The sequence below is a fragment of the Allomuricauda ruestringensis DSM 13258 genome, from assembly GCF_000224085.1.
Taxonomy (GTDB): Bacteria; Bacteroidota; Bacteroidia; order Flavobacteriales; family Flavobacteriaceae; genus Flagellimonas; species Flagellimonas ruestringensis.
The window spans coordinates 771,884-798,645 of record NC_015945.1; the positions used below are offsets into that span (position 1 = coordinate 771,884).

Annotated in this window: 23 protein-coding genes, 1 tRNA gene and 1 pseudogene; 9 read left to right on the forward strand and 16 right to left on the reverse strand. The window is 40.1% G+C overall.

Annotated features, from left to right (window positions below; translation table 11 throughout):
- Position 1: 1 nt before the first annotated feature.
- The gene (gene pafA, locus MURRU_RS03575) at positions 2-1,672 is read right to left on the reverse strand and encodes an alkaline phosphatase PafA (protein ID WP_014032057.1); all 1,671 of its coding nucleotides are present in this window, start codon (positions 1,670-1,672) and stop codon (positions 2-4) included.
- Positions 1,673-1,789: 117 nt separating this feature from the next.
- Between pafA and MURRU_RS03580 the strand changes: the two genes are divergently transcribed.
- Positions 1,790-2,527, forward strand: a complete 738-nt coding sequence (locus tag MURRU_RS03580) for an MlaE family ABC transporter permease (protein WP_041801280.1) — start codon at positions 1,790-1,792, stop codon at positions 2,525-2,527.
- Positions 2,527-3,294 carry an ABC transporter ATP-binding protein gene (locus MURRU_RS03585; RefSeq protein WP_014032059.1) on the forward strand — a complete coding sequence of 256 codons (768 nt, stop codon included), beginning with the start codon at positions 2,527-2,529 and terminating at the stop codon, positions 3,292-3,294. The genes MURRU_RS03580 and MURRU_RS03585 overlap by 1 nt, the downstream gene beginning before the upstream one ends.
- Positions 3,295-3,638: 344 nt before the next feature.
- Here MURRU_RS03585 and MURRU_RS03595 read toward each other — a convergent pair whose 3' ends face one another.
- The 9 genes from MURRU_RS03595 to porV all read right to left on the reverse strand — a co-directional run bounded on the left by MURRU_RS03595 (position 3,639) and on the right by porV (position 13,239).
- Positions 3,639-5,096 carry a DUF389 domain-containing protein gene (locus MURRU_RS03595; RefSeq protein ID WP_014032060.1) on the reverse strand — a complete coding sequence of 486 codons (1,458 nt, stop codon included), beginning with the start codon at positions 5,094-5,096 and terminating at the stop codon, positions 3,639-3,641.
- A 3-nt stretch (positions 5,097-5,099) separates the two neighbouring features.
- Complete coding sequence (locus MURRU_RS03600; RefSeq protein ID WP_014032061.1) at positions 5,100-6,179, reverse strand: mannose-1-phosphate guanylyltransferase; 1,080 nt, start codon at positions 6,177-6,179, stop codon at positions 5,100-5,102.
- 111 nt (positions 6,180-6,290) lie between these two features.
- A complete protein-coding gene (locus tag MURRU_RS03605; protein WP_014032062.1) occupies positions 6,291-6,890 on the reverse strand; it encodes a SprT-like domain-containing protein in 600 nt (199 codons plus the stop codon).
- A gap of 47 nt (positions 6,891-6,937) precedes the next feature.
- The gene (locus tag MURRU_RS03610) at positions 6,938-7,615 is read right to left on the reverse strand and encodes an SDR family NAD(P)-dependent oxidoreductase (RefSeq protein WP_014032063.1); all 678 of its coding nucleotides are present in this window, start codon (positions 7,613-7,615) and stop codon (positions 6,938-6,940) included.
- A 92-nt stretch (positions 7,616-7,707) separates the two neighbouring features.
- Positions 7,708-8,697: a M28 family metallopeptidase gene (locus MURRU_RS03615; protein ID WP_014032064.1), complete on the reverse strand. Its 990-nt coding sequence runs from the start codon at positions 8,695-8,697 to the stop codon at positions 7,708-7,710.
- 111 nt (positions 8,698-8,808) lie between these two features.
- Positions 8,809-10,443, reverse strand: coding sequence for a pyruvate dehydrogenase complex dihydrolipoamide acetyltransferase (locus tag MURRU_RS03620; RefSeq protein ID WP_014032065.1), 1,635 nt, complete (start codon positions 10,441-10,443; stop codon positions 8,809-8,811).
- 4 nt (positions 10,444-10,447) lie between these two features.
- Complete coding sequence (gene pdhA, locus MURRU_RS03625; protein WP_014032066.1) at positions 10,448-11,446, reverse strand: pyruvate dehydrogenase (acetyl-transferring) E1 component subunit alpha; 999 nt, start codon at positions 11,444-11,446, stop codon at positions 10,448-10,450.
- A gap of 81 nt (positions 11,447-11,527) precedes the next feature.
- Positions 11,528-12,019 carry a cytidine deaminase gene (gene cdd, locus MURRU_RS03630; RefSeq protein ID WP_014032067.1) on the reverse strand — a complete coding sequence of 164 codons (492 nt, stop codon included), beginning with the start codon at positions 12,017-12,019 and terminating at the stop codon, positions 11,528-11,530.
- Positions 12,020-12,093: 74 nt separating this feature from the next.
- Positions 12,094-13,239, reverse strand: coding sequence for a type IX secretion system outer membrane channel protein PorV (gene porV, locus MURRU_RS03635; RefSeq protein ID WP_014032068.1), 1,146 nt, complete (start codon positions 13,237-13,239; stop codon positions 12,094-12,096).
- Between the two features lie 394 nt (positions 13,240-13,633).
- Between porV and gldJ the strand changes: the two genes are divergently transcribed.
- Together gldJ and MURRU_RS03645 are read left to right on the forward strand one after the other, a co-directional pair.
- Positions 13,634-15,283 (forward strand): gliding motility lipoprotein GldJ, encoded by a 1,650-nt coding sequence (gene gldJ, locus MURRU_RS03640; RefSeq protein WP_014032069.1) that lies wholly within the window; start codon positions 13,634-13,636, stop codon positions 15,281-15,283.
- 66 nt (positions 15,284-15,349) lie between these two features.
- A complete protein-coding gene (locus MURRU_RS03645) occupies positions 15,350-16,624 on the forward strand; it encodes a UDP-N-acetylmuramoyl-tripeptide--D-alanyl-D-alanine ligase (RefSeq protein ID WP_041801283.1) in 1,275 nt (424 codons plus the stop codon).
- Between the two features lie 20 nt (positions 16,625-16,644).
- Here MURRU_RS03645 and MURRU_RS03650 read toward each other — a convergent pair whose 3' ends face one another.
- Complete coding sequence (locus tag MURRU_RS03650) at positions 16,645-16,851, reverse strand: helix-turn-helix transcriptional regulator (protein WP_041801772.1); 207 nt, start codon at positions 16,849-16,851, stop codon at positions 16,645-16,647.
- 162 nt (positions 16,852-17,013) lie between these two features.
- Here MURRU_RS03650 and MURRU_RS17740 point away from each other — a divergent pair, with 162 nt between their 5' ends.
- The gene (locus MURRU_RS17740) at positions 17,014-17,175 is read left to right on the forward strand and encodes a hypothetical protein (protein WP_014032072.1); all 162 of its coding nucleotides are present in this window, start codon (positions 17,014-17,016) and stop codon (positions 17,173-17,175) included.
- A gap of 6 nt (positions 17,176-17,181) precedes the next feature.
- Here the strand turns inward: MURRU_RS17740 and MURRU_RS03655 are convergent.
- Both MURRU_RS03655 and MURRU_RS03660 read right to left on the reverse strand, forming a co-directional pair.
- Positions 17,182-17,256: transfer RNA gene (locus tag MURRU_RS03655), tRNA-Val, on the reverse strand.
- A gap of 27 nt (positions 17,257-17,283) precedes the next feature.
- A complete protein-coding gene (locus MURRU_RS03660) occupies positions 17,284-17,697 on the reverse strand; it encodes a 6-pyruvoyl trahydropterin synthase family protein (RefSeq protein ID WP_014032073.1) in 414 nt (137 codons plus the stop codon).
- Between the two features lie 169 nt (positions 17,698-17,866).
- On the opposite strand from MURRU_RS03660, the gene MURRU_RS03665 reads away from it, so the two are divergent.
- The 3 genes from MURRU_RS03665 to MURRU_RS03675 all read left to right on the forward strand — a co-directional run bounded on the left by MURRU_RS03665 (position 17,867) and on the right by MURRU_RS03675 (position 21,606).
- Complete coding sequence (locus MURRU_RS03665) at positions 17,867-18,550, forward strand: metal-dependent hydrolase (protein WP_014032074.1); 684 nt, start codon at positions 17,867-17,869, stop codon at positions 18,548-18,550.
- A gap of 543 nt (positions 18,551-19,093) precedes the next feature.
- Positions 19,094-20,854, forward strand: a complete 1,761-nt coding sequence (locus MURRU_RS03670) for a transcriptional regulator (RefSeq protein ID WP_148261475.1) — start codon at positions 19,094-19,096, stop codon at positions 20,852-20,854.
- Between the two features lie 89 nt (positions 20,855-20,943).
- Entirely contained in the window at positions 20,944-21,606 is a 663-nt protein-coding gene (locus MURRU_RS03675) for a hypothetical protein (RefSeq protein ID WP_148261476.1), read from the forward strand.
- A gap of 49 nt (positions 21,607-21,655) precedes the next feature.
- Here the strand turns inward: MURRU_RS03675 and MURRU_RS18195 are convergent, their stop codons facing one another.
- Entirely contained in the window at positions 21,656-21,838 is a 183-nt protein-coding gene (locus MURRU_RS18195; RefSeq protein WP_417870661.1) for a helix-turn-helix domain-containing protein, read from the reverse strand.
- Between the two features lie 82 nt (positions 21,839-21,920).
- Between MURRU_RS18195 and MURRU_RS18260 the strand changes: the two are divergent.
- Positions 21,921-22,109: pseudogene (locus MURRU_RS18260) on the forward strand (hypothetical protein); the annotation flags it as partial.
- 150 nt (positions 22,110-22,259) lie between these two features.
- On the opposite strand, the gene MURRU_RS03690 reads toward MURRU_RS18260, so the two are convergent.
- Positions 22,260-23,390 (reverse strand): DUF4932 domain-containing protein, encoded by a 1,131-nt coding sequence (locus MURRU_RS03690; RefSeq protein WP_187289870.1) that lies wholly within the window; start codon positions 23,388-23,390, stop codon positions 22,260-22,262.
- Between the two features lie 48 nt (positions 23,391-23,438).
- Positions 23,439-26,681: a T9SS type B sorting domain-containing protein gene (locus MURRU_RS03695; RefSeq protein WP_014032079.1), complete on the reverse strand. Its 3,243-nt coding sequence runs from the start codon at positions 26,679-26,681 to the stop codon at positions 23,439-23,441.
- Positions 26,682-26,762 lie beyond the last annotated feature (81 nt).

Consider the following 26,762-nt stretch of genomic DNA (forward strand, 5'->3'; position numbering starts at 1 on the left):
CCTACTCCAACACCTCGCCAATCGGCTGTCCCGTAGTTCCACTTGGGAACGCAATACCAAGCAACGCTGCTATGGTGGGGGCAATATCGGGTATTTCGGTACGGTTTACGGTACTACCCTGTTTAATACCTTTTCCGTAGAGCAACAAAGGCACATGAGTGTCATATATTTGAGCTGAACCATGAGTGGAACCTGTTCTGCTGTACGAAATGTAACCCACATTTGGCACCATAAGCACATCGCCCGAACGCTTTTGGTTATACCCATTCTGCAATATGTAAGGTATGCCTTCCGTGTATTCGTTTGCCCACATTTGATGGGCCGTGTACACTTGACCTATCCCTTCGTAGGACAATAGTTCTTTAGCGATATCCTCTTGGGCATCATCAAGGTCTATGTCCAAATTGGCCAAAATCTTATGGTCCAAAAACAATTGGTAATTGGAAAGATTTTTCACCACATCTGTTGTCCCATATTTGTATTGAAGAAACTCTCCAAACTTTGTTTGCATACCCTTCATATCCAAATAACCTGCTGGAATCTTGGAATCCATCAAATAAGAAGGCACATTAATGGCGGCATGATCGGCAGTCAAGAAAACGGTATACTCACCTTTACCTACTTTTTCATCCAAAGTAGTTAAGATGCGTGACAAATCTTGATCCAACCTTATGTAAGTATCTTCTACCTCTTTGGAATTAACTCCATAAAAATGCCCCACATAATCGGTACTGGAAAAACTAATGGCCAAAAAATCCGTGATGGTATCGGCTCCTAAACCCTCGCCTTCCAAAGCAGCCAAGGCAAAATCTGCGGTGATGCTGTTTCCGTACGGAGTAGCACGCAACAAGCCAAATTGACCGTTGGTATCCCACAAGCTTGGTAAATCATGCGGGAAGGCATTACTTGTCTCTCCTTTTTGCAAACCTTCATAATTATTGACATCCAAGCCACTTTCCACATAGGTTTCAATGGGTTTTAGGGTGTTCCAAGGTTTTTTATAGGCTTCAACCGCGTTGGACGTATTAAAATCGACCACCCACTGCGGCAATGCATCCATATAATACGTGCTGGTAATCCAGTTGCCTGTCTCGCCCCCTTCAAACCAATAGGCTCCGTTGGCTGCGTGTCCCGCAGGTAAAATAGCACCTCTATCTTTTAATGCCACGCCAATCACCTTTCCTCTTTTTTGAGTATGCAAGCGCAACTGATCGGTAATGGTGGTTGTAAGCATCCTATGGGGAGACATTTGCCCTGCATCGGACGTAGTCCCTACGGATGTGTAACTATCATCCCCTGCACAATACACGTCTTTGCCAGATTCCTTATCGAACCAATCATTGCCAATAATACCGTGCATGGAAGGTGTTGTACCGGTATAAACCGATGCATGACCGGGCCCCGTACTAGTTGGGGCATAGTTAAAATGGTTGTTTTTACAATTAAAGCCCTCGTTCACCAGTCTTTTAAACCCTCCTTCTCCATATTGGTTCCAGAAACGGGTAAGGTAATCGTACCGCATTTGGTCCACTACAATGCCCACTACCAATTTTGGTGTTTGGGCAATGGGTTCCGGCTGTACTTCCGCATCGTTCTTTTTTCTTCGTTGACCATAAGAAATGCTAATGATGCACAATGCTAAGATGGAAACTATAAGGTTGGTCTTTTTCATGGTATGGATTTAATCAAATAACAGCAAAACTATTGATTTCTATCGTTTAAAAATTTAAATGAAGGTTAAATGCTGCACAATATTCTTATTTTTATCAACTCAAGTCCAAAAAAACGCATGAAATACTTAGAAGCGATTGGAAAATACTTCATCATGATTTGGGAAGTATTTAAAAAACCTACCAAGTGGCGCATTATGAAAACCTTGATCTTCAAGGAAATTGATGAGCTTATATATGGTGCCATGGGCATCATTATATTTATCTCTTTTTTTATTGGTGGAGTTGTTACCATACAAACCGCACTAAACCTGACCAATCCTCTTTTACCTAAAAGTCTTATTGGATTTGCAGCAAGGCAATCCGTTATATTGGAGTTTGCACCTACCTTTACCTCTATTATAATGGCAGGGAAAGTAGGCTCGTACATAACATCGAGCATAGGAACCATGAGGGTTACCGAACAAATCGATGCACTTGAGGTAATGGGGGTAAACTCCTTAAACTATCTGGTTTTTCCTAAGATTGTGGCTACCATGTTGTATCCTTTTGCGGTTGCAATTTCCATGTTTGTTGGTATTTTAGGAGGATGGGTGGCAGCTGTATTTGGGGGTTTTGCTCCAAGTGGTGATTTTATTCAGGGACTACAAATGGATTTTGATTCGTACCATGTAACCTATGCGCTAATAAAATCGGTAGTTTTTGCCTTTGTGATTGCCACTGTTCCCTCTTACCATGGTTTTTACATGACAGGGGGTGCTTTGGATGTTGGAAAAGCCAGTACCACATCCTTTGTTTGGACGAGTGTTGTTATTATTATTGTGAATTACATTTTAACACAATTGTTATTGGGCTAATGATAGAAGTAGAGAACATACATAAATCATTTGGGGACAATCACGTTCTAAAAGGAATTTCTACAAAGTTTGATAAAGGCAAGACCAACCTTATAATTGGACAGAGTGGTTCGGGAAAAACAGTATTTCTTAAATGCCTTCTGGGTTTGTTTGAACCCGACCAGGGCAAAATATGCTATAACGGACAATACTATTCCGACCTTTCGGCAAAGGAACGGAGAAACCTACGACAGGAAATGGGCATGGTGTTCCAAGGGAGCGCCCTTTTTGATTCCATGACAGTAGAAGGCAATGTGATGTTCCCTTTGGACATGTTCACCACCCAATCATTGTCCGAAAAACAGGACAGGGTAGACTTTGTTCTGAAGCGCGTTAATTTGGTAGATGCCCACAAAAGGTTGCCTGCGGAAATTTCTGGGGGAATGCAAAAAAGGGTGGCCATCGCACGGGCCATTGTAATGAATCCCAAATATTTGTTCTGCGACGAACCCAACTCCGGGCTTGATCCCAAAACAGCTATTTTGATTGATAACCTTATCCATGAGATTACTCAGGAATACGACATTACTACGGTAATCAACACCCATGATATGAACTCCGTGATGGAAATCGGGGAAAAAATAATCTTCTTAAAAAACGGGCATAAAGAATGGGAAGGCACAAACAGGGAAATCTTTAAAACCGACAATGAAGCCGTAACTGATTTTGTCTACTCCTCGGAACTCTTTAAAAAGGTTCGACAAATGTATATTGAAGAACGGAATTGATGCTTTGTTCTTAGGTTATTGGGTTATTGGAATTTGTGATGATGATTCAATAAGGAATGGCATACTGACTTTCGACAATTTCAAGTGCAAGGGCAAATTCCAAAAATCAAAAACTGGAGTTACTGCTGACTGCGTACTGCAAACTGCCCCCGGACTTCCGACAAGTGCAAGAACAAAGAGAAGAGAAACAAGAGCCAAGAATCAAGACACAAGACTTTGTGCATCATGCTTCCGACATCCGACTTCTGACAATTTCAAGTGCAAGGGCAAATTCCAAAAATCAAAGACTGGAGTTACTGCTGACTGCAAACTGCCCACCGCGACTTCTGACTTCTAAATAAAAACTATTCCACTTCCTTAATTACAAGGGTTGTGTCCTGAAGCCTCAGTTTTAACCAAGCGAGCATTTTTTTAGTGTCCGCCTCTTTTTGTCCAGAACTTACCTCATCTTTCCAATCCACCTCAAAAACCGGAATTGTGTCCATTTTTTTAAAATCGGTACGCACCTGATAGGAAAAACCAAGTGCTTCAATATTTTCGTAATTGGCTTTGGCCTCTGCACTAATATCTTGGAAAGGTATCTGTTTTCCAACATTTTTGGTCAAACTAACCAATTCTTCTTCAAGCATTCGGATTTGCTCATCCTTGTTCAGCAATTCTGCCTTGTTCTTCTCGTACAACTCACTAACGTAGTTGAACTTTTCCTCTGAATCATCTTTTCCGCCCTGAATTATATGAAGCTCAGCATTTTTAAGTCGGTTGTACTCATTTTTTTGGATTCGCCATGTATTGACCACATTTTCAGGAACCAATTCATCACCCATAAACACAACCTCTATCATTGAGGTTCCATCATCCACATATTCCAATTTGGTAAGATTATCCACATATCTTCCGGCACCATCAAACTGGTATACTTCCACGGTATCTTGTAAAAAACTTTGTGCCTGCTTCATAAAAAGTGATTCTTGGAATACATTATAAAAGGTAAATCCAGCAGGTATCATCACCAAAATTCCTGTAATGGAAGCCAAACGAGCAATTAGTCTTCTACGCTGAGAGTTGGCGTAGCGCACCATGGGAAACCGCAAAAATTTGATTACCAAAAAGGTGGCCAGACCAATAAAAATGGTATTGATAGTAAACAAGTACATGGCCCCCGCCGCATACCAGGGTTTACCAATGGCCAAACCAAAACCCACTGTACAAAGAGGCGGCATCAAAGCTGTTGCAATGGCCACACCAAATATAACACTGGCAATGGTGCCTTTTTTGGCCCGTGCAATCACAAGGGCAAGTCCACCAAAAAATGCGATCAGTACATCCCGAATATCCGGTTTGGTTCGCGCCAAAAGTTCGGAGGATTCATCACGAAGAGGGAAAAGGTAGAAGAACAAAAAAGCGGTGATGACACTCAAAACCACCATTACGGCAAAATTTTTGAGCGATCGTCGCAAAGTGTCAATATCATTTATGGCCAAGGACATCCCCATCCCCAAAATAGGGCCCATTAGCGGGGAAATTAACATGGCTCCGATCACCACAGCGGTTGAGTTAGCATTTAACCCAACGGAAGCAATAAAAATGGAACATACCAAAATCCAAGAGGTGTGCCCCTTGAAAGGAATATCGGCAATAATGGATTCTTTGGTGGCGGCTGCATCGGTATTGGAACGAATTTCCAACAAATCCGAAAGAAACTTCCGCACACTGCCCAAAAGTCCTTTAAAGTCTTTTTTTACTTCATCTCCGCTGTCTTGACTTGGAGATGTCTCCGTATCTTTTTTTTGATCTTCACTCATCTATTATGCAAACTGGTCCCCAAATTTATCTTTTACTTGGTTCAATACTTTTTTAATATCCTGTTGTTTGTCCTTGGGATAAATCAAAAGCACCTCTTCTTTATCCACAATAATATAATCTTCCAGACCATCTACCACTACAATTTTTCCTTTTGGTGAACGAATCATATTGCCTTTGGCATTTTCCAAGAGCACTTTAGCATTGACCACGGCGTTTTCCTCTTCGTCCTTGTCCAATTTATCGTACAGTGCTCCCCAAGTACCTAGATCGTTCCAATCAAAAGTTGCAGGTAAAGTGTAGATGGATTTGGATTGTTCCAAGATAGCATAATCAATGGATATGTTTTCTGCCTTAGCGTAATTTTCTTGGATAAAGGCTCTTTCATCTTCGGTATTATAACTGGAAATACCTTTGCCAAATAATTCATATTGACTTGGCTGATACTTTTTGAAAGCTTCAACAATGGTTTCTACGCTCCACATAAAAATACCCGCGTTCCAAAGAAAATTGCCTTGTGCCAAAAATTCCTTTGCGGTCTCGTAATCTGGCTTTTCCCTAAACTGGGACACCTTTTTAAGGTTCTCGTCACTCTCTTTTTCAAATTCTATATAACCAAAACCAGTGTTTGGAAATGTTGGTTTTATGCCCAAGGTGCAAAGTGCATTTTCCTTTTCGCATTTATCAAAGCAAGTTATGACGTCCTTTTCAAAAGCGGTTTCATCTTCTATCCAATGGTCGCTGGGTGCCACGATCATTACCGCATTGGGGTTCATTTTTTGAATCTTTAAGGAGGCATACAAAATACAGGGTGCCGTGTTGCGCATGGCAGGTTCCAAAACAACTTGGTCCTGCTTTACCTTTGGTAATTGCTCCAAAACCAAATCATTGTATCGTTCATTGGTCAAGATCAAAATGTTTTCGGTGGGGATAAACTTGTTTAAGCGATCAAAGGTTTTTTGAATCAAGGTTTTGCCCGTCCCCAACATATCGTGAAACTGTTTTGGGTTTGATGATGTACTCACTGGCCAAAATCGGGAACCAACGCCCCCTGCCATTAAAACTGCATAATAATTCTTGTTCATTATGTATTAAAATTTTTATTGTCATTCCGAACGTATGTGAGGAATCTCAAAACCACTTCCTAGAGATTATTATCTTATCACTTTCTTTAAAGTTGTGGTTCTACCGACAAATCAATTCACCAATTCAACTTCTGCATTGGGTTGGAACAAATATAATCTCCCAGTGGACAACTCCACACATTCGTACCGTTTTACTTTTTTGTTTCCTTTTTTGAACAGTCTACCGTTGTACAATCTAAAAATACTGCCTTGGGGCAATTCGTACACGTAACTGTGCTGCCTTTCTTCCACATCAAAAGCTTTTAGCGCAATGGACAATCTGGCATCAGTACTACTACTTGCCTTTGGGTTTTTAAAATGGTTTGCAATAATGGGCAACAATTGCGAAGGAAACACCTCTGGCCTAATAAATGGAACCATTAAGTGCTGAAAAGTATGTTTCCATTCCAGACCATGTGGTTTTATTCGACGACCATAGGTTTCAAAGGCCACCAAATGCGCAATTTCGTGGACAAGTGTAATTAAGAATCTGTATTTATTGAGCGAGGCATTGACCGTAATTTGATGCAATCCATTGGGCAACCTACGGTAATCTCCATGCCGAGTGACCCTATGGTTCACAATCTTTAAATGTACCCCATGGGTTTTGATCAATTCAAAACAGGGTGCTACGGCAAGCTCTGGAAGATATTTTTGAAGGGTATTGTTCACTGGGATAAAGTTACAAGTTTATCCATAGAGTTTCACCCAAATTAAAACTAGGGTGTACTATTACTGACCTGCAACAACTTTCCATTATAGAGTTTTTGTCCGGTCAAGGCAAAATCTTTGATGTACGTAGCCATTTCCAAGGCAGTAACCGGAGCTTTATATCCAGGAAATGCTTCTTCCAACATCTCAGTTTGCACCGCCCCCAATGCCAGCACATTGAAACTTGGTCCGGTTTCTTTATATTCTTCGGCCAAGAGTTCGGTAAGAGTAATAACAGCTCCTTTGCTGGAACTATAGGCGGACAGTCCGGGAAATTTCATGCTGCCTTGCACTCCACCCATGGAACTTACGGTCACCACATGTCCTTCCTTGCCCATCATTGGCAGTACGGCCTTGGTAATTTCGGCTACACCGAACACATTTACTTTGTAAACATTTTCAAACTCTTCCGCTGTGGTTTCGGAAAAAGGTTTGTTCAGCAATCGCCCTGCATTGTTGATGAGCACATCCACCACATGCCATTGCTCCAAAAAATCGTTTACTTTTTCAAAATCGGCCGGATTGCCCAAATCAAAAGGAATGGAATGCACATTGGGCAGATTGAGATTTTTCACAGGTTCTTCATTCCTTGATAAGGCCAAAACCTGATGTCCTTCTCTGGCAAAAAGCTTGACCAGTTCAAAACCTATTCCCCTACTTGTTCCTGTAATTATAATGTTTGCCATAATGTATTGTATTGATTGTCATTCCTGCGTAGGTGAGAATCCATATATATTCCAGATTTCTCACCCTTGTTCAAGGGGTTCGAAATGACATTCTACTCATTTAATTTGATTTCTTGGTTCGGTGCATTGGCAATACTTTCAATTACCGGAATGGTTTTGTTCACCAAAGTAGCCATGTGATCGAAATCCATAAGGTCGGGCTCATCACCCACTTTATGATAGTGGTTAAAATTGGTAAAATCAAAAGTGCAAAACGTATGGGATGGCACACCGAATTCTTCATGGAATGGATAATTGTCCGACCGCTGATAAAGGTTATACTCCTTTGCCGTGGGTAAAAACCCCACTAAATTCTCCTCTGCATACGTATTGCTGACCTCTGCCAAATTGGACATATCATACCCCGTTATGTACATGAAATAATCTTTTCCTTTCAAGGGAACTCCGGTCATTTCAAAATTGAGCATGGTATAAAGGTTCAAATCCTGTTCTTTTAATTTTTCGGCTAAGTGTTTGGATCCCAACAAACCTTTCTCTTCGGCGCTGAACAAGGCAAAAATCAGACTACGTTCGTTGGTCTTTTGGGTACCAAAATAACGGGCCATTTCCAAAACCGATGTGGTACCGGAAGCATTGTCGTTGGCCCCGTTTGCAATATAGTCCCCATTTTCGGGCTCTATGGTACCAATATGGTCGTAATGTGCACCAATCAGGATGAACTCATCTTTTAAATCAGGGTTGTTACCCTCAATTACCCCGACAATATTGTAAGATGCCTTTTTAAAGTTTGATAAGGTATCGCGATAGGTTTCAAAATACGGTTTGAGTCCGTAGGACTTGAAATAGTTTTCAATATATTTTGCTGCCATTTCAATACCTTCACTCCCTGCTTCTCGTCCTTTAAGGTCGTTGGAAGCCAAATAATTCATCATCTCTCCTATTCGTTCAGCATCGGTAAATGTATTGTTTGATTCTGTGTTCTTTGATGATTGAGTAGTTTCAACCGTTGTAGTTTGAGTTACCTGCGTGGATCCGCAGCCTACTACAAAAATTGTCACCAGAGCATAAAACAGTATTTTCATTTTTTTGATTTTTGAATTTTTTAAAGATAAAAAAAGCATCCCGAAAAGGATGCTTTTTGATTTATGTTATTGAATGTATCTTTTGGCTACGCTTAAGGTGACATTTGAAAACTATGCCAACATGGTAACAGGGTTCTCCAAGTATGCCCTCAATGTTTGAAGGAACTGAGCACCGGTGGCGCCATCTACGGTTCTGTGGTCACAAGCCAGGGTAATCTTCATGGTACTACCTGGTACAATCTCGCCATTTTTCACTACTGGTTTATCCACAATAGCTCCAACGGACAAAATTGCTGAATTCGGCTGGTTGATGATGGAAGTGAATTCCAAGATACCGAACATTCCCAAGTTGGATACGGTAAAGGTGCTTCCCTCCATTTCATCTGGCTTTATTTTCTTGTTTCTAGCTCTTCCTGCCAAATCTTTAACCGCTGTTCCGAGTTGAGTCAAACTCAATTGGTCGGCAAATTTGATTACGGGAACCACAAGACCTTCATCTACAGCTACTGCCACCCCCATGTGAACATGATGCTTGTAAACCGTGGTATCTCCGTTCCAAGATGTATTTACCTGCGGATGCTTTTTAAGCGCCATGGCACAGGCCTTCAATACCATATCGTTGAAAGACACTTTAGTGTCTGGCAAATTATTGATTTGCACACGGGAAGCCTTTGCATTGTCCATATCCACCTCAATGGTAAGATAATAGTGCGGTGCCGTAAACTTGGATTCACCCAAGCGCTTGGCAATCACTTTACGCATGGTGGAGTTTTTAACCTCCTCTATGCTTTCTTCACCAACAGGCAATGCAACAGGTGCTACTGCAGGAGTTGCTTCTGTTTTTTCTACTGAAGGAGCTGTTTTTGTAGCTGGCGTAAAGTTCTCTATGTCTTTTTTTACAATTCTTCCGTTGTCGCCAGTTCCCTTTACATCGGCCAAGTTTATACCTTTCTCTTCGGCAATCTTTTTGGCCAACGGTGAAGCAAAAATGCGCTGTCCATCTTGAGTAGCCGTTGCTGTTTCTTCTTTTTTGGAAGTCTCTTCAGCTTTTGTGGCTTCTTCTTTGGATGCTTCTTTCTTAGGAGCACTCTTTGCAGCACCTCCCGAAGCATGTGCCTTTAATATGGCATCAACATCGGTTCCTTCTGGGCCAATAATGGCCAATAGGGAATCAACCGGGGCTCCTTCGCCTTCTTGAATACCGATATGCAACAAGGTTCCGGAGTAGAAAGATTCAAATTCCATAGTGGCTTTATCGGTCTCGATTTCAGCCAATATATCTCCTTCTTCCACTTCGTCGCCAACACTTTTTAACCAGCTGGCCACGGTTCCTTCTTCCATGGTATCACTTAATCGAGGCATGGTTACAATCTCTACCCCTTCAGGAATATTGGCTGGTGCACTTGCCGGAGCTGAACTTTCTTCGGCTTCGGGTTCCGCAGTATCTTCTTCTTTCTCCGCCTCGGACGACCCTCCAGAGCCATTCAACAGACCGGAAATATCTTCTCCTTCCTCTCCGATTATGGCCAAAAGTGAATCAACGGGGGCTCCATCACCTTCCTCTATTCCGATATGGAGCAAAGTCCCTTCATGAAAAGATTCAAATTCCATGGTGGCTTTGTCCGTTTCGATTTCAGCCAATATATCTCCTTCTTCGACTTTGTCCCCTACGTTTTTGAGCCATTTTGCCACGGTTCCTTCTTCCATGGTATCGCTCAATCTAGGCATGTTGATTACTTCTGCCATCTAATTATAATTTATGTTGTAAAAATGGATAGTCTTCTTGCTCGTAAACGGTGTCGTACATTTGTTCTTTTGGTGGGAAATCTGATTCTTCAGCAAATTTCTCGCACTCTTTCACCAAGTCCTTCACCTTTTTGTCAATTTGTTTTAGGTCGTCTTCTGATGCATATCCTTTCTCTAGGATAACATCTTTTACCTGAGTAATCGGATCTATCTTTTTATACTCTTCTACTTCTTCTTTTGTTCTGTAATGTTGGGCATCTGACATGGAATGTCCACGGTACCTATATGTCTTCATTTCCAAGAAAGTAGGTCCGCCTCCTGTTCTTGCTCGCTCAATGGCCTTGTCCATTTCTTTGGCAACGATTGCAGGATCCATTCCATCTACGGGACTACATGGCATTTCGTAACCTAGTCCCAACTTCCAGATGTCGGTGGAGTGCGATGTACGGGCTACGGATGTTCCCATGGCATAACCGTTGTTCTCACAAATAAAAACTACGGGCAATTGCCATAGCATGGCCAAGTTGAAGGCTTCGTGAAGGGATCCTTGCCTTACGGCGCCATCACCCATATAACAAAGGGTTACGGAATCCCTTTTAAAGTACTTATCGGCAAATGCCAAACCAGCTCCCAAAGGAATTTGTCCCCCAACGATACCGTGTCCACCATAAAAACGGTGTTCTTTGGAGAAAATATGCATGGAACCACCCATACCTTTGGAGGTTCCTGTTACCTTTCCAAAAAGTTCAGCCATCACTTTTCTTGGATCCACACCCATACCTATCGGCTGAACGTGGTTTCGATAAGCGGTGATCATACGATCTTTGTCCAAGTCCATTGCATGCAATGCACCTGCTAGAACCGCTTCTTGACCATTGTACAGGTGTAGAAACCCTCTAACTTTTTGCTGAATATATACGGCGGCAAGTTTATCCTCGAACTTTCTCCAGAAAAACATGTCCTCGTACCATTTAAGATAAACTTCTTTGGTAATTTTTTTCATCTATAGTAGTATTAAATGAATTTCCCCTGTAGTAGGGAAAAGCAAAAATACATATATATCTGTTTTGGAAAAAGAATTGAATTAAGAATCGCCCAAAAATGAGTTATTGAATGCCAAAGGCAATATGTCGGCCATGGAACTACATTTGTAAATCGGGCCTTTTTCTGACCTTAGCAACAACGAAATTGGAGTGTTCTGCTTTTGTTCGTATTCTATAATAGACTGCCTGCAATTGCCGCAAGGAGCCGCTGGAACACCTACCTCATGTTTAGAGGACGAAGCGCAAATGGCAATGGATTTAACGGTTACCCCAGGATATTTGGCGCCTGCATGGAAAATGGCCACGCGCTCGGCACAAAGGCCCGAAGGGTAAGATGCATTTTCTTGGTTGTTGCCAATGACCACTTCCCCGTTTTCCAACAATACTGCAGCACCCACTTTAAACTTAGAATAGGGCGCATACGCATTCTCCCTGGCCTCCGCAGCGTCTTGTAACAATTTTTGATCGTTTTGTGACAACTCTGTTTCATCCTCAAAAATGAGCAGTTCAAAACCAATTTTCTTTTTTTCCATCTAAGCTTGGGTGTATTCAAAAATAAAAAAACCTGCCCAAGAGACAGGTTTTTTCCTATTTATTTTATGCATTCTTAATCATTGTAAAATTCTTCTCCCAAGTTAAAAGTGAGCGAGAATCGCAATGTGTTTTCCAGTGGGTTTCTAACCTGTGAGGTTGAGAAAAGATAGGAAAGGTCTATTTGTGCAGATTTAAACATGAAGCCAGCTCCAAGCGTAAAGAACTTACGAGAACCTTTTTCTTCACTTTCGTTAAAGTAACCGCTCCGCAACATAAAAGCTTCTCTAAACCTATACTCTGCACCAAGTGCCCAAGTTACTTCTTTAAGTTCTTCCCCGAATCCATCCGGCGCATCACCGAAAGATTCAAAGACTCCTTTAAAAAAACCTATTTGCTGGTATTCATTGTTATCATCTGAATCAATATCCCCATCCCCATCAAAATCTCTTGGCGTGGGCACCAATAGTTTGTTGAACTCTGTATTTATGGCCAGCACATTGTCCTGATCAAAAATAAAATCAAATCCACCGCCAAACTTTAGGTTAGTGGGCAAAAAGTTTTCCTGCCCGCCTTCATCATATTGTATGGAACCTCCCAAGTTGGATATATTGAACCCAGCTCTCCAACGTCCATCAAAATTATTGTAAGCTATTTCCGGAGATCGGTAAAAACCCGATACATCTACTGCAAAGGCATTGGCTGCCTGAGAATCTTGTACACCATCTTGAAATCTGAGATTGGAACTGATAAATCTACCTGCCACAGCCATGGAAAAGGTTTGACTCAATTTTAAGGAATAAGAACCATCCAAGGCAAATTCGTTGGGCTTCACCAAAGTGGCCTGCTGATCAAATGTTTGCCTCAATTCAATCTCGCCCAGACCAAAATAACGGATACTGAAGGCAAAGGCACTCCTATCGTTTAATTTGTTGTAAAAGTTGGCATTTAATAAGGATACATCGTTTACAATGCTTTCCAAATACGGGGTATAGCTAACCCCAATACCCATTTTTTGAGTGGCAAAGGCATATTTTGCAGCGTTCCATTGTTGGGAATACACATCAAAAGAAGTGGCAACGCCCATATCTCCCATACCGGAAGCCCGTGCATCGGCGGCAATTGTCAAAAATGGTACAGCCGTTGTGATTGCCCTTTCTTGCTGAGCGCTAACTTGAGGTGCCACAATTAAGAAAGCAACCACGATCAATAACTTTTTCATTCTAAAATTTTAGCATTTAGTGTAGTCCTGGTTCCAAAAACATATTCCGGAAGCAATACAAATTAAACGGTCTTTTGCCAAAATTCTTATATCTGAATCCATATTTTTGGTGTTAATCGTCCAAACCACCACTATTTTGGTTAAAAGGTAAAATCCAAGGTTGAGTATTTTTTTTTAAACCGTTAAAAGCCAATCATCTTATACTAATTCCCCCCCTTCTCCGTTACAGAAGTGTAGCATGTGCCAAATGCCACATCGCCATAAATATTTGATGAGCACAAAATATAATGGCAAAAACACCGTTTTAATGCCATTGAAGGATTTTAAAAATCAAAACAAGTCGAAGTTACTGAGGGCATATAGCCCTGAGTTTTAAAGTACTCAAGCCCAAATTATGAAAAAACACTTAATTAAAGTTGTACTTTCTTGCGCCGTAGTGATGGGAAGTTTTTCCAGTTGTAAAAACTCTTCTTCATCCAAGAACGTCTCCAGAGCCACTGGTTGGAAAATTAATGCCAAAGAAGGGGGATTTCAATACAATTCGGACTTTAAGGAGCAAGAAACTCCTCCAGGAACCGTATTTGTAGAGGGTGGAACTTTTACCAAAGGTAAAGTCCAGGACGATATAATGCACGATTGGAACAACGCCCCAACCCAACAACATGTACAATCCTTCTATATGGATGAAACAGAGGTGACCAACGTAATGTATTTGGAGTACTTGGATTACCTCAAAGAAGTTTATCCTCCGGATAACCCCAATTACGCCAATATATACAAAGGCGCACTACCGGATACCTTGGTTTGGAGAAACCGATTGGGCTTTAACGAAACAATGACCAACAACTATCTAAGACACCCTGCCTACGCAGAATATCCCGTTGTGGGGGTTAATTGGGTACAGGCTACCCAGTATGCCGAATGGAGAACAGATAGGGTCAACGAAGTAATGCTGGAAAGAGAAGGGTATTTGGCCGAAGATTCCAAATACAAAGTTTTAAACGGCGAAATTGAGGGCACTTTTAGTACCGAGGCTTATTTAAACAACCCAGAATCTGTTTATGGTGGTGAAATAGATTCCCTGCAAGGAAAACAAAAGAAAGACTCTATCAATGCATTTGCCAAAAGAAGTAGCGGTATAATAATGCCTGCCTACAGGCTACCCACCGAAACCGAATGGGAATATGCCGCCCAAGCTCTTGTTGGAACCAGAGAATACAACAACTACAGAGGTAGGAAAAAATATCCATGGGAAGGTGATTACACCCGTAACGGACAACGAGTAGGTCGAGGAGATCAATTGGCCAACTTTAAGCAAGGTAAAGGTGATTATGGCGGTATTGCCGGATGGTCCGATGACGGTGCCGATATTACCGGAGAAGTCAAATCTTACAAGCCCAACGATTTTGGACTTTATGACATGGCCGGAAACGTAAACGAATGGGTGGCCGATGTGTACCGTCCCATTGTTGATGATGAAATAAGTGATTTCAATTACTACCGAGGAAACGTTTTCATGAAAAAAGCTATTGGCGAAGATGGAAAAGTAGAAATATTGAGAGATGAAATAGTTTATGACACTTTGCCCAATGGTAAAATTGTAGCCATCAATCTTCCAGGAGAAATCAAAGAAGTTCCGGTTACCGAAGAGGAAACTTATCTAAGGACCAATTTTGATAAAAGTGACAACCGTGGTTTTAGAGATGGTGACCCAGGTTCTTCTAGATTCTTTAGCCGTTTTAGCGATGAAGAGGACAACCAAAAAATGTATGATGCGCCCAAACACTCTGTAGAACGAAACGAAGAAGGTGAATTGGTTCGCCAGTATGACGAGTCAAACTACAGAACCTCATTGATCAACAACGAAGTTCGTGTGTACAAAGGCGGATCATGGAGAGATCGAGCTTATTGGTTAGATCCTGCCCAGCGTAGATACTTGCCTCAATATATGGCAACAGACGATATTGGTTTTAGATGCGCCATGTCCAGAGTTGGATCCAAATCCAGAACCAAAAAAACGGTACGCCATAAAAAAGCAAGATAAAATAACTTCTTGAGTATTTAAAAAAACCCCGGCCAAAAGGTCGGGGCTTTTTTTTATCTTCGATTTATGACAATGAAAGAGTTGCACGCTCTATTTTTAGAGCACCCCACAATAAGTACGGACACTCGTAAAATTACCGAAAACTGTCTGTTCTTTGCCCTAAAAGGGCCAAATTTTAATGGAAATGCCTTTGCACAAGAAGCTTTGAACAAAGGTGCAGCGTATGCCATTATTGATCAGGAAGAATTTAAAACTTCGGATAGACTGCTTCTAGTTGACGATGTTTTGGCCACCCTGCAACAGTTGTCCACCTACCACAGGAACCATTCCAAAGCAAAAGTAATATCGCTAACGGGAAGTAATGGGAAAACCACGACCAAGGAACTCATCAATGCGGTAATTTCCAAAAAGTACAAGACCATAGCCACCAAAGGGAACCTCAACAATCATATTGGAGTTCCATTGACCCTCTTATCCATTAAGGAAGATACCGAAATGGCAATTGTAGAAATGGGCGCCAATCACAAGAAAGAAATTGAATCACTCTGCAGCATTGCCCAACCCGATTTTGGATACATTACCAACTTTGGCAAAGCCCATTTGGAAGGTTTTGGAAGCATTGAAGGAGTGATCCAAGGTAAAAGTGAGCTTTACGATTATCTTAAGGCCAACGATAAATACATCTTTTTAAATGCAGATGATGACGTTCAGAAAGAAAAATTAAGTACTTACACCAAAAAGATGGGCTTTAGCACGAGCGACCATCAATATTACAACATCAAATTTTCCGGGGTTCACCCTTATGTCTCATTAGAGGTAGAAGGAACACAAATACATACACAATTGGTGGGCAAATACAACTTTCCCAATTGTTGTGCGGCAATCCTAATGGGCAAATATTTTAATGTTCCTTTGGAAGACATTAAATCGGCCATTGAAGTGTATCAACCACAAAACAATCGCTCACAAATTTTATCTAAAAATGGTTTCGATATTGTTCTGGATGCCTACAACGCCAACCCAACCAGCATGAAGGCTGCCTTGGAAAACTTTAGTTTAATGAAGTCCAAAAGAAAGACTCTAATCATTGGAGATATGTTCGAACTTGGCAATACGGCAGCCGAAGAGCATCAGGCAATTGCAGATTTTGCAAAGGAATTGGATTTTGATGATGCCTATCTGGTGGGAGAAAATTTCTATGGCACCAATACTACATTGAAAAAGTTAAAATCGTTTGATGAACTAAAAGAACATCTTTTGAAAAACCCTTTGGAAAAAGGAGCGCTTTTGATAAAAGGTTCTCGTGGGATGGCTTTGGAGCGGGCGTTGGATTTGCTGTAAACACATCGTTTATTTGAACTTTATTTCGTTGAAACAAGAAGTTCCCGAACATCCACGTCCAAAGCTTTTGCAATTTGAAATAGTGTTTCAACCCTTGGTTGCATATCATTCCTGCACCATTTTGAAATTGTTGTCCGGTTCATATCTAATTCATCCGCCAACCAATTATTGGTTTTTCCCTTCTCAGCCAAAACTGCTTTGATACGATTGAATACTTCTTTTTCCATGTTGGGAAGTTGTTCCGTATCAAAAATAGTCACTTAACTCTATATGTTTTTATCTTAAATTTATGCTTTATTATATTCATTAAAATATTTTTTATATTTTAATTTTACTTTTAACGATTCAAATAAATATTTTAAAGTTTTTTTTGAATATAATCACAAACCATGAGCAAAAGTTTTTCCCGATCAGACCTAGAACAAATCATCAGCCTACAACAAGAAAGCCTACAAGCCATGCAAAAGGTATTGGACGGTTTACGTAACCAAAACGAACGCTTGGAGCGCAGTAACCAAAAACTAAGAAAAAGAATTTCTGAATATGAGTAGAAAAAGTGGGATATACTGGATTCGAACCAGTGACCTCTGCCCTGTCAAGGCAGCGCTCTAAACCAACTGAGCTAATATCCCTTTGAAAACGGGGTGCAATATCGGAAATTAATCCCAATCTCCATACTCTGCAGAGTTCTTTGATGTCTCGTGCAGGGTAATATGTAACAATTGTCCCTTTTTAAGCTTTGGTTTTAGGATATCGTAGATGACTTTTACGAAGTACTCCGTTGTCGGGAGTAGATTTTTAAACTCTGGACAATCCTCGTTCAAGTTTTTGTGATCAAAACGCTCCTCAACCTCATCCTTGATCAAAGCACCCAGATCGGCCAAATCCATAACAAACCCAGTATCCGGGTCAACCTCGCCCTTTATCCTCACCTCAAGGTCAAAGTTATGACCGTGAAAACTAGGGCTGTTGCACTTTCCGAACACTTCAATGTTCTTTTCCTTGCTCCATTTTGGGTTATGGAGCCTGTGTGCGGCGTTAAAATGGGCTTTTCTACAAATCGTGGCAATCATGCTGCAAAGTTAAGTTCTTTTTCTTCAATCGTATTTTATTGATTCAAAAAATTATGCATAAGAATCTTCAAGGTTTCCATTTCGAATTGAAATTGACCAGTGTTCTTGTTAACTTTATAAAATGGGCAAAAAGCTTTCAACTTTACACATCAAATAAAAAATATACACTATGAAAATTACCTATTTAGGGCATGCGACTTTTTTAGTTGTGATGAACGGGAAGAATATTTTATTCGACCCTTTTATTACCGGCAACGAGATGGCATCCGATATTAATATTGATGACCTTAAGGTCGACTATATTTTTCTGACCCATGGCCACCAAGACCATGTTCTTGATGTGGAAGCCATAGCCAAGAACAATCCGGGAACCTTATTGGTCTCCAATTTTGAGGTAGTTAGTTGGTTGGCCAACAAAGGTATCGACGGACATGGCATGAACCATGGCGGTAAGTTTAAATTTGATTTTGGCACCGCCAAATACGTGAATGCCATCCACTCCAGCATGCTGCCCGATGGAAGCAATGGGGGCAATCCTGGAGGGTTTGTGCTCTGGGACGATTCAAAATGCATTTACATTGCTGGGGATACTGCCTTGACCAAGGACATGGAACTGATTCCTAAAACATGTCCAAAATTGGATATTGCAATTTTACCGATCGGAGATAATTTTACCATGGGTTATGAAGACGCTACCATTGCCAGCGACTTTATTGAGTGCAACCAAGTGATAGGATGCCATTACGACACCTTCCCTCCTATTAAAATTGATAAAACCAAGGCAGTTGAGTATTTCGAAAAAAAAGGAAAGAAATTGATGCTTCTGGATATTGGGGAGTCCATTACTGTTTGAAACCAAAAACGCCTTCGAAAAATCGAAGGCGTTTTTGTTGTGGGCGCTGAGGGATTCGAACCCAACTTGCCAACCCTTATGTTTACTAGGTTTTTCCTTGCTTGTGCTTTTAATACTAACCGGATTACAAACCTCTTTTGGTAATCTTCCTTCGTAGATATCAAATTTAGCCATAAAATATTAAACAAACATTTATGCCAAACTAAACACTAAAATGCGTCGGGATGACTGAACCATCTATATTATTGTAAGCTACTGTCAACCAACAACTAGCACTGATGTTATAAATCCCACACACCTTAATGCAATTTAATATGAAAGCGAGAATATGAGCATATCCTATAGAAAATAAAAATATTGAAATCGTCCCAAAAAGAAACAAATAACCTGGGAAAATTTAAACTGAATCAAACATACATTAATAAGTTAATCAATGCTGTTGCAAAATTTTTTCAAGTTATAGACTATAGCGTAGAGGGAGGTTTACTTTTACAAACGCCACAAAATTGATACCTTTAGAACTTGTATCCTATTTTTTATCGAATGATAAAACCTTCTTATTTGAGTATATGTTTTATGTATTTTTTGACTGCGTTTCAACTGTGGCCGCAAAACGCATTACTAAGTAGTGAGAAGGCATTTACAGAATTTCAAAAGATAAGCGACTCCATAGCCGTTGATTTTCCAGAGGATGACATTAAAACGTATAGGCGCTCATCTTTTTCTGAATCCCAACTGCAGAACTACTTGTCGCTTCATTACAAACGTTTAGATTTATTAAAGAATATTGATGGGCATCATAGCTTTGTTTTAGACAGTTATTTGCACTCGGGTAATTGGTTTATGGAAGTTGGATTTCCGAAGGAGTCCATAAAATCATACCTTAATTTTTTTAAACATTACCAAGCACATGAAGGCAACCTAACTGAAAAGGAGCGCGATGTTTATATAGAAATGTTAACTTATGCTCGCAGTATACTTGCTCAAAATTATGCTGAACTAAACGAATTAGACAGTGCTGCAATTCAGCATAAAAAGAATTTAGAATATACCAAGTCACTCGATTACATTTATTATCCTTCGGCATTAAATAACTATGGCCTCTTTTTTTATTGGCACAAGAAAGATTTGGATTCTGCCATGCACTATTTTCAGAAAGCCTATACTATTACAAAAGCATCATATCCCAATCATACTTTAATAGGAAGCATTCGAGATAATATTGCAGATATTCACACAGAACGTGGTGATTACCCAAAAGCACAACCCTTGTATGCCACAAATTTTGAGTTTTTTAAAACCGCCATTAATGAGAAAACTCACACTAAAGACATACCAAGGTTAATAAGTGCAGGTGCTCAACTGACCACTACGAACGCATATTTAAATCGTTTGACAGCAGCGCAACGCACTTTTAAGGAACTAGAAGCAATTGTTGTTTCACATGAGGAAAGGAATAGTTTAGGTTCGAATTCCAAATTAGAGTATTTAGAAGCTAAGGAGTTTTTACTGAAACAACAGAATAAGATTCCTGAAGCTTATGCTACATCACAACAGATTAATGCATACGCAGATAGCCTTCAGTTAATCGCAAAAATTGCGGATGAAAAATGGCAGACCGAGCTCAATGATGCTATTGTTGATAGAATAGCAATTAATTTTAAAATAGACCGTATTCAAAAAGAAAACAAGATAAAAAGTCAACGCACCAGACTTTGGTTTTCAGGGGTACTATCTTCCGTTTTTATCATTTTGTTAATCGTACTTTACTTAAACCGGCGTCAACATTTGGTCAACGCCAAGAACAAACAATTATTAACTGAACAAAAGTTTGAAAATACAGCCTTAAAGGTAGAACAGCTCAATACCGAAATTAAATCCAGGGAACGGGATCTTTCGGATTTTGCCATTAGATTGACGCAAGATCAGGATTGGGCCAAGGCATTGGCCAATCAATTAAGTGCTATTAAGCAAGCAGATGCCAAGGAACGGGAAGCTTTGATAGAAGAACTAGACCATACGATAGCGAATAAAATTAGCGTTGATACCGACACCCGGGAATTTTTTGAACGCTTGGACAAACTGAGTAATACATTTTACAGTAAGCTCACGCAAAACTATCCTGATTTGAGTAAAAATGAGATACGTCTTTGCTCTTTAATTCGTTTAAAAATTGAGAGTCGAAGCATTGCTACGCTTCAAAACATCACTCTGGCTTCCTTAAATACAAGTCGTTATCGCTTAAGAAAAAAGTTGAATCTCTCCGAAAACACTGATTTGGACCTTTTTATTCAGGATTTATAAAATCCTGATTTTCTGATTATTACAATTCAAGTAACTGATTTGTCTATTAATTGTCTATACCCTGTTGATTGGTAGTCTATGCCAAATTGATGGCTGAGCAAGTCTTATCCAATACTTTAGAAGTATCCTACTTTGTTACGCTTTACCAGTCGAAAAGATTTAATCAATTTAATTTAAAAAACCTCTCAAAAATGAAAAATCTGATAATTGTTCTTTTTATTGTAGGCTTAGCCAACCTTACAATTGCACAGGAAAACTTGGCTATGAATACGACAAATAAAGTGAATGTCCATACATCTAGATCCTCTAAAATTCAGAATGAGCAGTATCTAAATTCAAGGAACGACGTTGCACCAACTTTAGCCTTAGGCATAAAGCGTTTACAAAATGTTGCAGCAGACTATGATATTACCGAAAATCGCATTTATAGCATAAATGAACATATTACCTATACCGTAGTTTTTGAATCGGATGCCAATTATATTAAGGCCATTTACGCCCATGACGGTACTATTCTAGAGTCTGAAGAGTATTATGAAGATGTACGGATTCCATACAGTCTTGGCAGCGAAATCGCTAAAACTTATCCAGGCTGGTCATTTAATAACAGTGATTGTATAATCGAGTATACTAAGAATGAAGCCACTCGTTTTACCTACAGTTTTGTCTTGAAAAAAGGAACTAAATCGAAGACGATAAAACGTACGCTGTACAATCCGGTAAAAATGGACACGCGTTCCACTGGAATGTAAATCCATCATGGGTTCTGTTAATGTTTTACCTTTTTAAATTTTAAGATTCTTATAAATATTTATGAAGGTGGCTGGCATCGGCAAATCCCCAGTTTACAGCTACGGTCTCCTGAGTTAGATTGGAGTTTTTTAGCTGAAAAGAGGCGCCTTTTACCCGATATTGCAAAGCAAATTCTGAAAAGGTTGAACCCATTAAATCTTTGAACAATGCTGTGAACTTAGTAACGGACATACGGCAGGCCAAGGCAGCCTCTTTGGTCGATATCAGTCTTTTTTCTTCAAAAATTAATCGCAAGGCTCCTTGGATGGAGGCTCTAGCTCAGGCGAACAAGGCGATGCACCTATCGGCCATAGCCTACAACCTGAAGAAGTACCTGAAATTCGAACAAAAAAGGGTGAAAAGCGGGGCGAGGATACTTGCTTCGGTGGCATTGGTGAAAAGTACCTTTCAATTGCTATTTGGGCCTTCCCTAAAGTATCAACAATTGAATTACAACTTCTGAGTCGACAAGAAAAAAGCCCCGTAAAGAGCTCATATCAATCCATTCTATGTCCGATCAAGGGCTTGTGCAACGGTTACTGTTGTTGGTGGGCATTGAGGTCTTATATCTTGATCGTTTATTTGTATTTATCTCCAATTTTATTGCAACTGGTTATTCAACCACGCTTAAAAATTCTGGAATAAAAGTATCAAGACTTTTATAGATGTCAGGTTTCGATTCGTACTCACTGATGATCAATTCTTCCATTTGCGGAAGCCAAATGAAAGCTTTGTTCGCATCTCTAAGTTCTTGCGCTTCCTTAGCTCCTATGTAAAGGTCGGCAATCCTTACCTCCAATAACCGCACTATATGCTCAACGATATATGTGTGAAAATCGCCGATACCTGTATGCTTTAATGGCTCTTTCACTGCCTCTGTAAAGAGATGTTCTTTTTCATCTAAAAATACCTTGTTGGACGCAATACTCAAATCCAAATTTACAAAAGAGTGACCAAATTCATGAACCAGTATGGTTCGGATATATGAATTGTCCGTATATCCGTAGCCCATAGTAACTGGGTTATAATTTGCACCTTGAAAATCAATATTGGGAGAAGGACTAATGAACTGGAAACAAATCTTTCCGTTTTCCGTGTAGATAGTTGGGCCAATACCTCTTGACCCACCCGTAATAAAAAGGGGCTCAGGGGAGACCACATATCGGTAATTCTCCATTCGGCAGTATTCCTCCATCTGCTGGACCACGTCAAACTGGGCAGCGGCTCGTTTAATTTCATTCACGGCACCGCTGTACCAATAGTCCATTTCGTTAAGGAACTTTTCTACATTGGCCTCCCTATAGAAATCGTATAGTTCGGAGTAAATCCTATTATATAGGGTATCTATTCCGACATAACCATCCAATTCCATTTCTTGAATCGTTATCGAGTCATTATGTAAGTTCCCAAAATCCGGGAACTCCTTTTGATGGAGAAGCCACTGGGACACTACATCATCATATCCGATATCCTCATTCTGAAGTGTGTTAATAACCGAATGATTCACATAGTCATTAAAATAGTATTCCAAAGTATCGCGGACAGGGTTGGGTCTTGCAAAATCTTTGTCCGTTTCGGCAAGATGGTGTGCTATTCGAAAAACCACCTCGTTGCGATTAACTAAAACCTCTATTTTTTTCTTCGGTTCATTAGGTATGTCCAAAGGGGATTTCTCTTTTCTGCCACAAGCAGCAAAGAAACAGACCAGTAGGACCGAAAGAATCCTTTTAAAACAGTTGTTCACTTTGAATCGTTTATTTAAACTTCCCAAGGTTGTTTACCATAATGTAACTTATCTTTTTAATGTGAAATGACCTGAAAAAACAGTTCCGTTACCTAAGTCCGATTTGAACCAGTAATCATTGGACATCATTTCATCTCCATTGTAAGTGCCGTCCCAACCTATATCACTTGACGAAAGTTGCTTCAATAACTTACCATATCGGTCAAATATCAAAACATCTGCATTTGGATATGCATCAATCCCAAGAATATGCCAAAAATCATTGTAACCATCATGATTGGGAGTAAAGAATTTAGGATAATCAATTACGACAATTTCTTCGGAATCTTCTCCACAACCATTTTTGTCCCTAACAAAAACCGTATACTTACCGCCAATAAGATTGGTAAATATGTGGGAGTCCTTAAAGTTTACACCGTCTATCGAATATTCAAAGTCCCCATCGCCGGAAGCAGTGATCTCGATGGAATTATTGTCCGATAACTGTTGGTAGGACACATCGGTTATGGTCGGGGGCATCGAACGTATCAATTCAAATTCATAACTGTTTTCACAGAAAATGCCATTCACCATTACTCCAACCAAAAGGGTATACTTTCCAGCCTCTGTCAGATTAGCTTCATAGGTTGTGGAAATGATACTACCATCCTCATACATCCAATTGTAATTATCCCATCCAGAAGCTACGCTGATAGGTAAGAAAGGCTCCAGATTACACAAAAAATAAGAAGAGTCCAAATTTACCATTGGGAGTTCCTGTACTATGAGGTCCAGACTTGTTTCAGAAGAACACGAATCGTTTAGTTCGTTTTCGACAAGTACATGGATGGTTTGTTGCCAAGCTTCCATATTTTGAAACATGTCAGGTAACGGGTTAGGCAATTGTTCCCCATCATCATTGTAGAACTTGATTGTCAAACCAGTCTGATTACCTATTATTTCCGCCTCGATTCCAGCAGTAACAAATTGGGCAAAACCATTACCCTGGTCACAAGCATATATGGGCTGCGGGGAACTGATTTGTGGCTGTGTTGCCGTTCTGAGCAACAATGGTGTTTCTTCAAAACAATTGGTGAGTTCGTTCGTAACCCTAACCGTAATGGTTTCTTCATTGGCCAATATATTGGTATAAGGGTTGGGTAGGGGGCTTGGTAATGGAGTTCCACTGGCATCAAAATAGGATACCACTATGTTAGCTTGATTTCCGACTACTTCTGATTCTATATTCGAAGTGTCAAAATATTCTGAAATGCCATCATTGTTATCATCACATCCTACTAGGGTGTTCAAAGTGCTGGCCGTTGGCAAAGGGTGTGCCATAATTTTAAAGGTAGTTTCGTTGTAACAATTATTGGTTGGTTCAATCGCACGTACTGTAATTACTTCTTCATTGACAACCAAATTCTCAACGGCACCCAAAGGTTCCTGTATTTGATTTCCATTCTCGTGATAAAAAGAAATATCTACGGAGCCATTTACATCCAAAATATCTTGACGAAGTTGTTGAAGGTCAAAAAACGCAAAACCATCTGTCTCATTGCTACAAACTACCAAGTCTGAAACCGAGGTCAAGTCAAGTACAGGGTTTGTAATTAAATCAAAGGTGGTTTCTGAAAAGCAGCAGGGATTATCATCATGGGCCACCCGTACGGTTATAGTTTCCCTGTTTGCAACGGTATTGGTAAAAGGATTGGGCAATACATCATATTCGTTACCTGCTCCATCGATAAAGGTGACCACTTTATTATTTTGTCCACCTAAGACCTGTTGTCGCACATTAGAAACATCAAAAGTAGAAGAAATACCAGTATTAAAATTGTCCTCACATGCGTATATATCATTGATGCCATAAGCATTGGGTGGTTCTTTGACATCAATGGTTTCGGTAATAACCTCCATATTGCCATTGGTGTCCGTTACAGTAGCGTTAACTGTATAGACCCCGTCCGCAGAAAAATCATGAAAAGGAGATATGTCGGTAGAAGTATTTTCGACTCCCGAAGCAGGGTCTCCAAAATCCCATGTCACGGATGCAACATTGGTATTTGGAACAACGCCAAATTCCTTTAAGAACTCCAAACAGATGTTCGAAATATCCATATCAAAATTGTTGGTTACGTGATCAACATCTCCGGTTACATTTATAAAGAATTTAGCATCTGGATACCCTAAATCTTTAACATCTACAAATTCCCCCAAAGGGTAGCACCCTCCGTGATATGATTTAATCCATGAAACGGCTCCGTCATCTTCTATGGTACTCGTGGGGTAGGACGCATTGTTTGTTTGAAAAACTTCCACCAGTATTCTTTCCGCATTTGCTGGAATTATTATGGGAGTGTCAAATTCCACATCAAAAATTCTTGGGGTATTTAGATTGGAAGTGCCAAAATTGGGTATTCGAATGAGTTCACTGCTTCCGAGCAAATCCGTATCAGAGAATGAAGTTGGGAAATTGTCATCGATGGCATACACCCTAAATTGTATTTCGACACCCCATCCTGCATAATTGATACCTACTTGTCCTCGCTCCAATATGAATTCCTCTTCAGTGGAAATACCGAAATCTTCCAACCAAAAATCCCTTGACCAGCTCATACCCCCTGAACTACAACCAAAAATATGAGCATCAATAAAGTCTTCACAAACACTATGGGATAGCACCGTAGTGCCGCCCGTGCTTTGTGCCGGCAAGGCTTCACCAGTAACATTGATAAAAAAGTTGGCGTTGGGCACTGGTGTAGCCAAATCTTCCGTGGACACGAAGGAGTAATATTGTCTACAGCCTCGAAAATAAGAGGGACTACCATCATCAAATTGGTTACCTGCAATCTTAATTTTTTTGAAATCATCATTATATATGTCATCCATCTGGGAAACCTCCACCAAAATCCTTTCCACGTTGGCAGGAACAACAACAGGATTTGCAAATTCAATTTGTACAATTTCTGGTGTGTCACCTATCTCTGGAGCGGTTACTACGTTGCCGTAACTGACTCTCTTGGGTTCTGAATTGGGAAAATTAGAATCTATACTATAAATACTAAAGACTAACATCGCTCCGTCATAAGAGTTGCTAATTGCAACCTGTCCAGAGTTTATGATGAATTGTTCATTTATTGTTATACCAAAATCGGAAAGTCTAAAGGCTCTAGCCCATATCTCTTCGTAATCACAAGAATACATATCCGAAGGTACAGGTGAATTCCCGGTATTGTGCGTCAATGTTATTTGTGCAATGCTAAGCTGAAACGAAATCAGAAAAACAAATGGAATAATTTGCTTGTGCATATTGGTTTTCAGTCTTTTTCAGATTTGATTTTCTGCTTATTATGGTTCGTACTTCAATTTGTAAGATACATCTCTCAGAAT